Genomic DNA, 13,564 nt, shown 5'->3' with positions numbered 1-13,564 from the left:
AAAGCTCCCCTCCCTCAATCGCAATCTGCGCCGCCTCGTCGCGGCCATCTGCACCACGTCGATGTGCACCGTGCTGACACCGGCCACCACGATAGCCGGTACCACCACCCCCGCGATCATCGCGAATACGGCAAAGGCTGCCTTGTCTTGCGTGTCGTACTCCGTCGAGGGCGTGTGCTTTTTCTTGAGCTGCGGCTGGACCGGATGCTGGATTCGGACATCGATCAAGATCTCCCACTATGTGCCAGACGTGGTGGTCAGCACATACAACGAGCCGCTGCGCCACCCTTGGACCGACATCGGCACGGTCGTGGCCACCACGCTGACCACTGCTGGATCTGCCTTAACGGGACGACTGCTGGACTCGTCCGCCGGCGGGCTGGACAGCAATTCGGCTATGGCGAACTTCAAGGGGGCCGATGCCATCGGCAATCCGGCCGGCATGTTTGCGAGCATGCTCGCATCTGGCGGCATGTTCACGATGCCAAAGTCCATCGCATTTCCCACGGTTAGCGAGTTGGCCAAGTTCCCCTCGAAGGAGCTACCCAACATTGGGCGCCAGTGGACCCAAGTGCCTGCCAGCATTGCAGAAACTGTGGCGTCTGATGCCAAAGGTCTGTTGAGCTCGGAATCATTGCTGGCCAGCCTTGGAACGATTCTCAAGACCATTGAGGGTGTGAAGCAGGTGATGGAGATCGCCGAGACTGTGCAGCAGATCCAGGCAGGCATCGCCGGCCTGCAGCAGCTCTCCGAAATTCTCTCTGGCAGCACCGGGGGCGCACTCTTCTGCCCTGGCGGAGCCAGCTATTTCAACCTGCATTTCCAAAGCGAGCTCGATGCGCCTTTCTGGCGCGGCATCGTGCCAGTGGAAATGATCTATCCGCAGGCCTGGGTACCCGGACTGGGCGAGATCGGCTCGGGCTATACGCAGACCTGGGGGAACCTGTACCCACGTACCGGAGAAATCATCCAGTCGCACCCCGTGAAAGCTTCTGCAGTGCTGGCTGAGCGTGTCGCCTCGATCATCTACAAGGAAGCTCAGCCTCACATCTACTCGCGCGTCCAGCCCTCTGGGGGCTATCGCTACTTCAACTATGGCGAGAAGCGCAAATGGCAGATGTTGTATCCGCAGGCTTGGTCGGGGTGCCAGCAATTTGGCCAAAACGACTCACTGTCACTGACCTCCTTCGGGGACGGAGCCACCAGCTCCGATGACGGCTACGCCTGGAACCTTTGGCAAAAGTACACCTGCTGCCGGCGTCGTGGCGTGTACCTCTATTCCGTGCCCTGACCTCCCACTCCAATTTCACTATGACAAACGCACACTCCTCTTCTCTGCGCTTCAAGCGGATCTGCTCTGCCGTGACCTTGGCCTGCGTGCTGGCTCCCTCGGTCGTGACACCTGCGGCCGCCCAGACGATTACCTCGTCGGGCCTCTACTATCGTATGGGCGGGGGCTCGCCGATCAGCGCTGCCGCCCATCGCAGCGCCTTATCGATGCAGTTGGGTGCCGGCGTCCGCGCGAACTATTCCTGTGGGAAGTTTGACATCGGGCTCTCCTGGTCGGATCTCATGAATAGCATCCAGAACCTGGGTGCAACGATTACAGGGGCCGTGCAAGCCGGCATCTCGGCCCTGCCGCTGTATTTCCTCCAGCGCGCGCAGCCAGGCCTTTATCAGCTCTTCCAAAACTTTAGCCAGAAGGCGGATCTGCTGGTCTCTGCATCGCTGAAGACCTGTGAGGACATGGAGGCGATGATTAAGAACGGCCAGGACCCGTATGAGGAGTACATAGCCCTGGCCAAGGGCGATGCCTGGAAAGTCAAGGCCAATACGGGCGGCAGCGTGGTTAATGCCAAGCTCGATATCAACAAAAACGAGGCGGGCCAGCGTGCCGGATTGCCATGGGTATTTGGCAGCCGAGCCGGTGGTGCTGGGACCCCGCCTATCCAGCCAATCCGCGACCTGGCCGTCGCCGGCTACAACGTCACGATCAACAAGGCAGCCAACTCCCTGTCGACGGCGAACTATGGCAGCTCCTCGCTGGCATCGACGCGCCTGGTCCAGGCCTTCAAGACCCCGGACGACCTGGCTCGCTGGAGTGCCGAAGTCCTTGGCGATCAGAAAATCTATATGTGCACCCAAGGCTCCGATTGCCCGAGCCCCACCATCACCTCGACGGCGACTGGCCTTGCACCGAAGTTTGAACGCGAGCTCGACGAAGTGCTGCCGACTATGCGAAATCTGGGATCTAGCACTTCGAGCAGCCATGCCGACTTGGCCAAGGTCAGCGCGCCCGGCATGGCGGTGAGCCCGCAGCTGATGGACGCGGTGCGGAAGCTGCCGACAGACATGCGGTCGGTGGCCATCAATCGACTTGCTCAAGAGGTTGCGGTCTACAAGACCATCGACAAGGCTTTGATTGCCAGAAACGCGCTGATCTCGGGTATGAGCCTGCCGGAGGCCACGGGCGCTGCTCCCGTTAGATCCGAGGTGCAGACGAAGATTGACCGCCTGACTCAGTACATCAACGACATGATGTTCGAGTTCCGCATACGCAAAGAAATGACCGGCGAGACAGCCTTGTCGATCATGGGCAATCAGCAACAGGCTGGAGCCGCTTCGATGGATGTTCAGGGCGGCACGCGCGCAGATCCTTCGCCGCTGATCGACGGACGGGTGAGCACAAGATGAGCCCATCTAGCGAACAAGCTACGGAGGTGTTGGAGCCTCTTCCAAAACCTAAGGGACGGCTGCGTCGTTGGCTACCTTGGCTTCTTTACAGCGCCTTGATCCTGTTGATTGGCGGCACGTTGCTGACCTGGCTTCTCAAGCTGCAGCCGGCTCATGTCGTCTCAGTCGCCGCCTGGTTTCGGAGAGGAGCTCAACTCGGCGCACTCATACAGGTCGGCCTGTGCTGTTGGGTGATTGCCAGCTGGCGCACCATCGTGGCGTTGGGGTTCAAACACGGCTACGTGGCCAAGCACGAGCTGCGCGCCGTGCTGGGACTACGCTGGCGTGCTGCAGGTGCAATGGCCATCTATCTCGCACTCGTCCCGATAGGCGCGGGCAACATTGCCCGGTTCATCCTGGGCCTTATCTCCTGACCAATATGCAGCTCGATAGCTACCTTGAACTTTTTACCACCCTGTACGGATGGGCATTCGCCAACCTTCTCGGCGAGATCCTCACGGGCACAGGGCTGGCCGCGCTCCCCTTCGCGCTCATTGTGTTTAGCGCCTGGCACAGTGCCAAAGAAGAAGGAGCTGGCTTTAATGGTGTTCTGGCTCTCATTGAGTCGGTGCAGACTAAGCTGATTACTGCGCTGTTGGTCATGGCCCTGTGCTTTGCGACCACGCCGTTCACTTCGCTTCACAACATCAATCTGAGCTACAAACCGGAACGTGCAGCGGACGGGTCTGAGCCCCAGGTGGTGTCGACACAAGGCGGTACAAACTCAGGCTACGACCGCGCCATGGCTGATGCTGTGAATGGCTCATTTGGGCGCTCAGGAAACCTGTCCTATGTCCCCCTGTGGTGGTACAGCGTAATGGGGCTGTCTTCGGGCATCAATGGTGCGTTTCGATCAGGAGTTGGCAGCGCAGAACGTGATCTGCGCGTCGTGGCAGATCTTGCCAGGATGGCCACCATTGAAGATCCGGCTCTGTTGCACGATGTGCAGCGCTTCTACAGCGAGTGCTTTGTGCCGGCACGTAGCCAGTATTTCTCGATGGACAAGAACCAAATCTCTGTCAACGGCCGAGGCATTCTTGCTGAGGGAAGCAGCTATGGCCCCACGGACGTGGACTGGGTAGGCAGCCAGTTTTTCCGAACAGAGCCCGGTTTCTATGACGTGATGCGCTCATATAACCCGGTGCCTGGCTGGAGCATCGACTTCAATCGCGACAGCGAATACATGCAGGGTGGCGCTTCGGATCAGGGCTTTATGAACCCGGACTGGGGGCGCCCAACCTGCAAGCAATGGTGGGAAGCTGACGGTGCTACAGGAGGAGTGCGAGAGCGCCTCACCAGCAACACCTCGACATGGCGGAGTCTCTTGCAAGTCGCCCAAAACACTATCACGTTTAGTTCGACAGATGAGGCCAAGGATGCCATGGCAAAGCTAGCCTTTGAGAAGGCCAACCCGACATTTGTTAGTCCTGACAAGATGCTGGGCGATGACTATGGCAAGGGCACGAACGCGTGGCGTACTGTCACAGGGGGGATTAGCACCATCGGAGTTGGTAAACAGGCATTTGAATCCTCACTCGGCATGGCCCCATTGTTGAATATGCTTCCCATGCTCCAAGCACTTGTACTGATGGCGTTGTATATGTTCCTGCCGTTGATCGTAGTGATTAGTTGCTACGATTTAAAAGTGATGGTGGTCGGTGGATTAGCAATATTCACGGTCAAGTTTTGGGCCGTCATGTGGTATGTGGCCCGATGGCTTGACGCCCACTTAATCGATGCCATGTACCCAGGTTTGACCGGATCTGCATTGATGCAAGAGATTACGCAAAGCGTGAGCTCAGGTCAGCCGCAACTATACAAGCGTATGATTCTTAACACATTATTGGCAATGATGTTCATTGCACTTCCACTCATCTGGAGTTCCATGATGGCGTGGATAGGCTATCGGCTTGGCTTTGAAACCTCTAGCATTAACAAGGCAGGCAGCCTCTCCGATTCAGCTGGTAAGGGTTCAAGCGTTCGGTTAAAACGTTGACAGCTAGTTAAAGGTCTTCTTCTTGTTGGCACCAATATTGAAGATCCGCCATGCTTATCTGCCCTTTGTCAAATGCAGTATAAGCATCGTAGGCAGAGGAAATCATGGGAGTGTCTTCCTCATCAGAGGTATTGGATGATGTGAAGAAGGCCCAAGCAGCGTTCCAGAGCGATCCAAGCACTAGACTGGCAAGGATCAGCAGGACTTGCCAAAGCAGGCCGATGAGTGCGGTAAAGAGTTTGAGCATAGGGACTCCATCGAAGTGAAATAGATCTTCGTGGCTCCCTGTGCGATCGTGCATCGCACACGACCCAAATTGAGTGGCCTCCACATCCTTCTGGATGTGCGCCAAGCAGATCACATACTTGGCGAGTCAAAATCTTGGCTATTACAGCGCAAGTGCGTCATATGGTAACGTATTCCCGCCGCAGCGTAAAGCTTGCCTTTAGGCTGCTAGTGCGGGCGATCGTTGAGCTCCATTCCGCTTTGAGCTCACCAGCGGCAGCATAGGCCGGTGGGCGACCGTCTCAGAACGAACCAAATCAGACATTCAAATTACGGCGAGCGGCGCGGGCACAGGAGCGGCGACGGCGACCGCTCCACCTAATGGTTAGTTCATCCAAGTCGAAGAATTGACATCCCTGTTGAACGACCAGTCAGGTGGCTGTGATGCGTCGACGTGCCGTTGCCCCTGCATTTCGAAAATCGCATTTCACAGGTGCTCAGCAACAAAGCGAGTTATGTCGCGAATCATGTCACTCACGTCGGCCTCGCTAAACTCATCGGGTTTGCCGTGTGCTGCTGAATTTCGAACGTCGGCGATGGCCGTGATGCGCTTCTGTTGAAGCTTGTTGAACACACCTTCTTTTGCAAGGTCGGCATTCATTTTGTCAAGCTTGCCGTGCGGGATGCTATGTCGATCGCACAGCTCGCGTAGTGATGTCTCTAAGACAACACCAGCTACGACTGCAGAAGGTGATTTGTAGCCAGCATCGAGTAAAGCTTGTGCTTGTTCCAATTCGGAATCAAAGACTTCCGCTTGAATCAATGACCTCGTAGACCTGAGATAGCCTCCTTCGTAGTCTTCACGTGCGGCCATAAAGATGGATTTTAGCCGCTGAAGAGTGCCAAGATTACTTCCGTAGACGCCCGAACTTTCGTTTTTGTCAAAGGCCTGATAGTGCTCCGACTCCACTCCGCAAGCCTTATTAAGCAAATTCTTTGCCTTAATCTTCCATTCAAGCAAGGCAGTGCTCTCTATCTCGAGCTGGTTGCGGCCGAGAAATTCGTTGTGAACATTCTTCTGAGTTGCGAGGAGTGACTCCATTTGTGCATGCACTTCAGAAAAACGTTGTTTGTATAAATCGCTCATATGGTCAGTTGGCACCTGAATTAAGCCGCGTCGAAAAGTGGAAGTGAGCGGCCTGCGCGGCTTTTTGCGCAGGCTCGCTCGACTGTAGGGTTAGGCATCAACCGCATAGTGCCTAAACTCGTTTCCAAGCCGTAAGACGCTGTCCAAATAGGCCAGAGCATCTTCGACAGAAATACTGAATTCCGAAAGGTGAGTTGCTTGGTTTCGAATATCCCTAAGCTTCAAGAACAACGGCATGGCATCTGCCTCAATATGTCCAGCCTCAATAAGCGCAGCGACTCTCTTGGTTAATGAACGTTCCTCGATCTTTGCTTTCTTCGCTGCAGCCGATATGGCAGCTTCAAGGTCTATCCAATACTCGATGATTGCTGCTCTTGGAGAGGTTGCAGCTATACGCTGGAACAATTCGTAAGTTGTTAGTACCCCGCTGAGCGTCGCATCATTCCAAATCTTGGTTTTGTTTGGTTCAAGGCGACTCGATTGAGCTTTAGCAGTAGCAATGTCTCGCTCGAACTTTGCTTCCATTTCTTTATATTTGAAAGTGGACATGCGCCCTAAAAGAGAGCGAAGCTCGGCGCGAAAGATGTAGGAAATCCAAATCGCAGCCAAAGGCCAGGCAAAACTGGTAAGCAGTTTGAAGAATGCGTCCAGCAATTTTGCCCAAGAGATCGGTGTTTCGAGATCGTCCTTTGGGTTCTTGTCTGTCGATCCAAATGGAACTATTTGTGTTGTGGTTTGCGATCCGCAATAAACAGTGATCTCGCCTACCGGTGGCTCAGTGGGTTTTGACCGCGGAATTGTGATCTTGTTGGGTCTGGCACTCTTGCACTCGGCCTCACCTTCGGAGGCGTACCCGGCCATCGCCACAAAGTGCGTCAAGCTGACCAAAAGCAAGACTCTTCCCATGCGCATGATGTTGATGCCTAACTAGATTTAGACGACAAACCAAACGCTGTTGTCGCTCGGATAACAAAAATTTGTCACAGCAATGATGGTAACAAAGTGAACGATAGCTTTTTAGGCAAACCTAACAATTTCAAGTCCACAGCCTTACATGAGGGTCAAAGACTAATGATCGAGTGACTGCTCTTGGCCGGTATGCGACTGTCGCAGAACGACCCGGAGCGGACTCCCGTCTGACCTGAATTGCTGCCTGAAAGCGGGTGCTTAACGCAGAGCTAGCTGAACGATGCAACTCCGCGAGCAAACGCTTTGCAATCCAACGCGCGTATATGAGCGCCTCATCAACGGGCGCTGCGTAGACTTCTCCGGACAGCCGCAGGCAGCTTGATCGCCCGAGTGCAGCCCTCACCAGCGGAGCGATTCCTTCGCAGCCGACTGGTCCTCCCGCTCGGCGTCTCGCAGCCAGCGTTCGGCCATACCCATCAGCATGGCCGAGGTTCGCGGCGATGCTGGCATCGCTGTGGCCCAGTCTTGGCACTGTTTTGCAAGCACCCGCTCCTGCTGCCCCCCCTCACCAATAGACTTACTGTATGCTCCCCGCATGTTGAATCGCTCAATGGCAAGCCCCCGCTCCACTTCCTCAGACGCGAGATGTTCAATGACGGCCCGAACGGCCTCGTGAGGCCAAGCTCCGTCGACTTGGCTGGAAGGCGCATGTGCGAGCAGGGCGCCAATCCGTTGGTCCGTAATCTTTGCGCGGTCGACTTCAACCGCAATCTGTCGAACCGCTTGGCACCAAGCCAAAAGTTCAGCGTAATCGACCTCTGCGCCGTTTTGCCCAGGAAGCACCTGCAAGCCCTTCAAAAGTCCGTACGCGGCCACTGCGAGCTTGTCGGCCCCCTCTGGCACCGGCTCTGGCTCCCGATTCGCCGGTTTGAACACTGCGCAAATCGCGTCCATGAACATATGAGGCCGCTGCACCAAAAGAGTGTGGAGGACGAGCGGCTGCCGACGCAAATTAAAGACCGGCAGGTACCTGAACTCAAGTGCAGCTATGTCGTCAGGGGCGATGTCGCCCCGCTTGCGGAGTTCATCAAAGGCATGCTCAATGTTGTAAATATTGAGGTTCCCACCGCCCCGTGCTGACGCATTGAGCTCTGGCACTGCTCCGTCAAGTAGCTGCACAAGCAGCGTCGTTGGTAACTCACTCAATCTGCGTGTTGCAGCATCCAGTGCGGCAAGAGGACGCCCATACTCAAGATAGCGCTGAACTCCAAAGAGCAAATCATCAGTACCTACACTTACAAAGTACGAGTGCTTCAAACGCCAATAAGCATCATTCACCTCTCGACCATATTCCTGCACATAGTTCCAAGTTTGAATCGATTCGTCCAGCGCTGTGAGGATTCGGGCCACCCGCTCAGGCGCCACCCGCTCGTGGAAAAAAGTCTCACGTGCGAAGTGAGTCCATTGCCCCGTGAATCGAGTAGCGCCCTCTGCCATTACAGAACCGGCAACGACATCGATGTTCGGAGCTGATCGCAGGACCTGTATGAAGAACTGCCCAAGCTCATCGAAACCAAACTCAAGTCTCCTCGCGACCTGAGCAACAAGCTGCGGTAGCTTTGACTGCTGTGCCAGCTCAATCAGCCCTTGTATGCCTGACTCACTCATCACGTCCGAGACCGCTTCGTGCCGGGCCGCATCAATCGCCTCAGTGGGGTCGTCAGAGTCAACCTTGCCAGGCACAGCCGGCATCCAGTCATCAAACAGCCAGGTGGACTTCTCGACCGCACTTTGAGGGGCAAATCGGGCGAGCAGGGGGTCAAGGCGGGCCAATGCCTCCTCCGAAACTGCCCAGTCAGTTCCAGCGTACGCTCGATGCTTGTTAACTTCCTTCCGAAGTGCATCCCAAACAGTGAATCGTGCCTCACCGGCAGAACTCCCCAGCACCAGCTCCAATCCCGCAACCATTTTTTCGAACCCATCCTTTGGAAACTGACTCATCGCATCTATGAGCGTCATCCATCTACTTGGTTCGGTTCCCGCACGCACGATTGCTTGTTCGACAACAAAGTTTTGAGCATCCCAGACGACAGCGTATGTGAGAACCTCCGCCTCATCGAACTCACGAAAGACTGGAGCCTGCGTAGAGTCTGAATGGTCATGTGACTGAGGAAGAAGTTTGACCAATAGGTCCCAGGCAACCTCCGGCACTGCATTCAAGATGTGAGCCAAGACCCCCTTGCGCTGTGCGAGCTTGGCACCTGTGTTCGGAGCCCAAGGCAGGAAGATTTCTCTTAGGCTATTGATGGGTCTATTTGAAACGGCACCACCGGGGTCAATCTTGGCCAGCTTGGCGAGGCAGACTGATGCACGCAGGAGGAGCTGCGGGTCCCAAGCAATAACCTCAAGGCCCCAAAGAACACCGTAGTAGTACGCGTGGGACCCAATTAGCCCCTTGTGTTCGTCAAAGATTGGCCGGATAGCCATGGCGTCGCCCTCGAGCAGACGCTCGAGGGCTTCAAGGAAAGGGATGGGAGCGGCCTCCGCCAGTAGTGCCATCTGGTCTTGCAGACTTACCAGTAGTCGGTGGTCTCGTGAAAGGCCAGGAAGGCCTCGAACAATGCGATTGACATAGTCCTGAGGAGTGCTGCCCGGAACTACAAACTCGGCTTGCTCATGAAGGACTGCCATATGCAGCAGGGTATTCATCATCCCGTCGCGCAACCAACCGCTATGTGTGTCAGCGCCTCTCTGCTCTGCGGGCCTGTAGACCTCATCCGCCTTTGGCGGTTCAATAGCCTTCCCAAACACAGCATTTGCAGCTTCCGAGAACCTTTCAAGATGCTCTTCCCCAATGAGGTGACCCAGATTCACGAAAGCATCAACAGAGGCACGAAGCGCCCAAACGTCCGTGACGTAGTCAATAGGTGGGTCTTGCATTTTCGCGAGATGCCGAAGTGGTGCTTCACAAACTGCATAGTTCCTCTCCGAAGCAAGGCAACGGATAACCTCTTGGTCAGATTGGTTCCTCACACTCCAAGCACCAGCAAGCAAGGCTGGCAAGAGCATCTCGCCCTTGTCTACCCATTCCGGTTTAGGCGCAGTACCACTCGGAATTCGACGCGCAAGCACAGCCAAGCTGCGTCCACAACTTCGGGCCATCGCATAGGCATCCTTGGAATTGAACCCCATGCCTTCGAGTGCGTGCCCGAGGTCAGTGCTCGATGGACGGCGTAGCACCTCATGGCCATGCTTCTTGTCATCTGCTCCCGCGCTGACCACTGTCGGACCCTTTTGGGCAAGGAGACCGGCCAACTGACGTGCCTGCGAGCGAGGGAGAAATGACAACCCTGACGAATCCGCAATTTGACGGGCAGCCTCCTCGGTGTCTACAACAAGAGTCCTTGCCTCAAGGAAGAAGCGGATATCAGTCGGGGCACTACGAATCGCAGCAACCGCGAAAGCAATCACCTCGTCAGGTGAATCGGCCGCGTAAGGCAATTTGCTGACGCCCTCGCTGAGCTTTCGAACGAGTTCCTCGGCCTGCTGCAATCGCCCAGCTAAGAGCACTGCTTCCACAAGTTGCGGACCAAACCTAGTGGAGTATTCATCCCAGAACTCGTCTGTGCTTCTAACGCCAGCCGATGGAAAACATTTCAACTCATACTTGGCGTACCTAGCTGCCACCGCGGGAGCACTGCAAAACCAGTCCTCGACCATAGCGCCGTCGAGGTAAAGAACGTCTTTCCACTCACCTAGCTTCTTCTTGTCGTCTACCCAGTCAGCCAGCTTTTTCTTCGGGTTGTCCCAAGTCCGCGGAGACACAAAGACGAAGGACGTCTGCATGCGCTTTTCCCTGTCGACTTCCTTGGTCCTCTTCTCGAAGTCGGACTCGGCCTTGGCTGCGGCACCGGCATTGACGCCGAACTCCCAAATTGATTGGCCATCTGGCACGTAGGGAGGAACACCAGCAGCCTCCAGTAAGCCGTCAAATCCGCGCACCTGCCCTTTGTCACCGTTGGGGAACCTGATGTTCGAGATGTCTCTTGCGGAAGAACGAATCAAGTCGGCGACCATTCCTGGGAAAACATTTCGAGCTGCAAGCGTGTCCGCCCACTGCTGCAGATTTAGAGCCGTAATCCATCGCATCTCTTTCCTCCCTCTCAATGCACGAAACAACGTGCTTGCTGCTTACTCATTCCGTCGCTCCTCGGGACCGCAGCCCCCCTACAACTCTGCAGGTCCCAAAAGAATGTCGCGCAGCCCTTCTCGGTGGGACAAGCGTTTGCGAACTCATCTTCAGGTGAGCTTAAAAGGCATCCATGATGGCTACATCAGTGCTTTGCTGAGTGAAAACTGCCCCTCGCTGATGTTACCCTCGTCGGACAGCTTAAGGATGCCAGCGCTGCTCAGGTCTTCGTGAAGCTGTTGGTGGGTAATGGGTCTGTCCGGCACTCGATGGTCACTTCAATTGACAGCCGGATGATTACGTTTCAGTGCTACTGACGATGCGTGCGGCAATATTCTTGAGTCGCTAGCTCTTGCCCTCGCACTCCAGCATGCTGCAGCGGTGCATGAGGCGGCCCATGATGGTGGCGTCGCCCAGATACGTTCGGTGACGAATACACTAGACCTTGGGCTGCCATCAAGGCAGTACCGGTAGTCTCCGAGGGAGATGAATTTGCTTTGTGTGCGAAGATTTCCAGGAAGCCGCCTTTCACCAATGACGGCTCCTGGCCGAACTCAGTCGGTCACGACCAGCAGCCTAGTCAGCAGCAACCGGCGCAGGTGGTCAGTTCAACCAAAATTGCGTCTAGGCCGCCACCAGCTCCACAGGCCCAATACCGAGGTAGACCTGCTTGCCAGCTAGATCGGTGACGCTCCAACGGTCATCTGCTACTTGAGTAATTTTGTAGTTTTCCGGTGTAAAAGGCAGATCCATATTTTCTAAGTAACCCAACCAGGTTCCGTAGCGAAGTACAGCTGATGGCACGATTTCGCTTGCATTTGCTTTGAATTTCATAGGTCGCCAATCATGCCCGATCCTCATTTAAATTCTCGGCTCTCGGTGGAAAGACGGCCCAAGAGGTGGGATAGGTCAGCCAGGCGCTCAGCGATCAGGTTGCACACTTGGCCTTGCCGCTGCCAACGCCCTTCGACTGCCAGAAGGCGCGACCCCAGTAGCACCTGACGCTGCTCATCCCGCACGTCGCGCCAGACAATGACCTGTGTGCTGCCCTCCTCGTCTTCCAGCGAGACGAATACCGTGCCGTTGGCCGTGCTCGGTTGCTGCCGCAGCGTCACAATGCCGGCAGTACGCACCCGCTCGCCGCTGACGACAGTGCGCAGTTGCCTGGAAGTCTTGAGCTTGTGTTTGTTTAGCCGCGGTCGCAGAAGGCGCATGGGGTGACTACGCAGCGTCAGGCCTGTCGAAGCGAAGTCCCATAGCACCTCCTCTCCTTCCGGCGCTGCCGGCAGTTCAAGGAAAGCTTCGCCCACAGTGGCCACCTCCAGCAGCTCGGGCGCGGCGTGCATGGCTGCCGCATCCCACACTTGTTGGCGACGGTGCCCAGATAGCGTGGCCAGGGCACCCGCAGCGGCTAGAACCTTCATCTCGTGCTGCTGTAGACGCACACGCATGGCAAGTTGCTCAGCGGTGTCGAACGGTGCTCGATGACGCTCCTCCGCAATGCGCTGCGCGCTGCTGCTGCGCAGGCTGGAGACAAGGCGCAGGCCCAGGCGTACAGCTGGTTTGGTGTCGATGTCTTCGATCGTGCAGTCCACCTCGCTGTGCATCACGTCGACGGGCCGTACTTCGACGCCGTGCCGGCGTGCGTCCTGGACCAGCTGGCTGGCGGAATAAAACCCCAGCGGCTGACTGTTGAGCATGGCCGCAAGGAAGGCGGCAGGCTCATGGCGCTTGATCCAGCAGCTGGCATAGACCAGCAGAGCGAAGCTGGCCGCGTGGCTTTCAGGGAACCCATACTCGCTGAAACCCTTGATCTGCTCAAAAATCTGTTCGGCAAACTCTCGCTCATAGCCCCGTGCGGTCATGCCCTGAACAATTTTGTCGTAGTACTTCTCCAGCCCGCCTTTGCGCTTCCAGGCTGCCATGGCGCGGCGCAAGCCATCGGCCTCTCCTGCAGTGAAACCGGCCGCGAGCATGGCCACCTGCATGACCTGTTCCTGGAACACCGGCACACCGAGCGTTCGGCCCAGCGCCTCTTTCAGCGCCTCGCTCGGGTAGCTCACGGGGTCGATGCCCTGGCGTCGGCGCAAATACGGGTGCACCATGCCACCCTGAATCGGGCCAGGCCTCACGATGGCCACCTCAATCACCAGGTCGTAGAAGCGCCTGGGTTTTAAGCGTGGCAGCATCGTCATCTGCGCACGGCTCTCGATCTGGAACACGCCAACCGTGTCGGCCCTGCAAATCATGTCGTAGGTGGCCTTGTCTTCTGCAGGAATGTCCTGCATCGAAAAATTGAACCCACGGCGCCGACTGATGAACTCCAATGCTCGGCGGATGGCCGACAGCATACCCAGGGCCAACA

General features: G+C 56.3%; 10 protein-coding genes. 4 read left to right on the top strand and 6 right to left on the bottom strand.

Annotated elements, in window-relative coordinates:
* Positions 1 to 61 precede the first annotated feature (61 nt).
* The 4 genes from E2583_RS10005 to E2583_RS09990 all read left to right on the top strand — a co-directional run bounded on the left by E2583_RS10005 (position 62) and on the right by E2583_RS09990 (position 4,729).
* Positions 62 to 1,291 (top strand): TraU family protein, encoded by a 1,230-nt coding sequence (locus E2583_RS10005; RefSeq protein ID WP_291595617.1) that lies wholly within the window; start codon positions 62 to 64, stop codon positions 1,289 to 1,291.
* A 20-nt stretch (positions 1,292 to 1,311) separates the two neighbouring features.
* Complete coding sequence (locus tag E2583_RS10000; RefSeq protein WP_291595359.1) at positions 1,312 to 2,694, top strand: integrating conjugative element protein; 1,383 nt, start codon at positions 1,312 to 1,314, stop codon at positions 2,692 to 2,694.
* Positions 2,695 to 2,789: 95 nt separating this feature from the next.
* The gene (locus tag E2583_RS09995) at positions 2,790 to 3,107 is read left to right on the top strand and encodes a hypothetical protein (protein ID WP_291595357.1); all 318 of its coding nucleotides are present in this window, start codon (positions 2,790 to 2,792) and stop codon (positions 3,105 to 3,107) included.
* Positions 3,108 to 3,112: 5 nt separating this feature from the next.
* A complete protein-coding gene (locus E2583_RS09990) occupies positions 3,113 to 4,729 on the top strand; it encodes a conjugal transfer protein TraG N-terminal domain-containing protein (RefSeq protein ID WP_291595355.1) in 1,617 nt (538 codons plus the stop codon).
* A 7-nt stretch (positions 4,730 to 4,736) separates the two neighbouring features.
* Here E2583_RS09990 and E2583_RS09985 read toward each other — a convergent pair whose 3' ends face one another.
* From E2583_RS09985 to E2583_RS09960, 6 genes are all read right to left on the bottom strand, one after another.
* Positions 4,737 to 4,976 (bottom strand): hypothetical protein, encoded by a 240-nt coding sequence (locus E2583_RS09985; RefSeq protein ID WP_291595353.1) that lies wholly within the window; start codon positions 4,974 to 4,976, stop codon positions 4,737 to 4,739.
* A 465-nt stretch (positions 4,977 to 5,441) separates the two neighbouring features.
* Complete coding sequence (locus E2583_RS09980) at positions 5,442 to 6,101, bottom strand: DUF4145 domain-containing protein (protein ID WP_291595352.1); 660 nt, start codon at positions 6,099 to 6,101, stop codon at positions 5,442 to 5,444.
* A 90-nt stretch (positions 6,102 to 6,191) separates the two neighbouring features.
* On the bottom strand, positions 6,192 to 7,013 hold the full coding sequence (locus E2583_RS09975) for a DUF4145 domain-containing protein (protein ID WP_291595351.1): 822 nt from the start codon (positions 7,011 to 7,013) through the stop codon (positions 6,192 to 6,194).
* Positions 7,014 to 7,409: 396 nt separating this feature from the next.
* Positions 7,410 to 11,159 (bottom strand): hypothetical protein, encoded by a 3,750-nt coding sequence (locus tag E2583_RS09970; RefSeq protein ID WP_291595350.1) that lies wholly within the window; start codon positions 11,157 to 11,159, stop codon positions 7,410 to 7,412.
* Between the two features lie 664 nt (positions 11,160 to 11,823).
* Positions 11,824 to 12,033 (bottom strand): hypothetical protein, encoded by a 210-nt coding sequence (locus E2583_RS09965; protein WP_291595348.1) that lies wholly within the window; start codon positions 12,031 to 12,033, stop codon positions 11,824 to 11,826.
* A gap of 23 nt (positions 12,034 to 12,056) precedes the next feature.
* A partial coding sequence (locus E2583_RS09960) for an OB-fold nucleic acid binding domain-containing protein (protein WP_367158591.1) occupies positions 12,057 to 13,564 on the bottom strand: 1,508 nt, incomplete at its 5' end.

Origin of the sequence: Comamonas sp. (assembly GCF_009360615.1) — a bacterium.
Lineage (GTDB): Bacteria > Pseudomonadota > Gammaproteobacteria > Burkholderiales > Burkholderiaceae_C > Comamonas.
The sequence above is the reverse complement of the archived record's forward strand: the minus strand, read 5'-3'. Positions and strand labels throughout refer to the sequence as shown.

What these genes read in the sequence shown, in the direction of transcription:
- E2583_RS09980 (WP_291595352.1), bottom strand. Translation starts at nt 6,101, where the DNA reads ATGAGCGATTTATACAAACAACGTTTTTCTGAAGTGCATGCACAAATG.
- E2583_RS09965 (WP_291595348.1), bottom strand. Translation starts at nt 12,033, where the DNA reads ATGAAATTCAAAGCAAATGCAAGCGAAATCGTGCCATCAGCTGTACTT.
- E2583_RS09975 (WP_291595351.1), bottom strand. Translation starts at nt 7,013, where the DNA reads ATGCGCATGGGAAGAGTCTTGCTTTTGGTCAGCTTGACGCACTTTGTG.
- E2583_RS09990 (WP_291595355.1), top strand. Translation starts at nt 3,113, where the DNA reads ATGCAGCTCGATAGCTACCTTGAACTTTTTACCACCCTGTACGGATGG.
- E2583_RS10005 (WP_291595617.1), top strand. Translation starts at nt 62, where the DNA reads ATGTGCACCGTGCTGACACCGGCCACCACGATAGCCGGTACCACCACC.
- E2583_RS09985 (WP_291595353.1), bottom strand. Translation starts at nt 4,976, where the DNA reads ATGCTCAAACTCTTTACCGCACTCATCGGCCTGCTTTGGCAAGTCCTG.
- E2583_RS09970 (WP_291595350.1), bottom strand. Translation starts at nt 11,159, where the DNA reads ATGCGATGGATTACGGCTCTAAATCTGCAGCAGTGGGCGGACACGCTT.
- E2583_RS10000 (WP_291595359.1), top strand. Translation starts at nt 1,312, where the DNA reads ATGACAAACGCACACTCCTCTTCTCTGCGCTTCAAGCGGATCTGCTCT.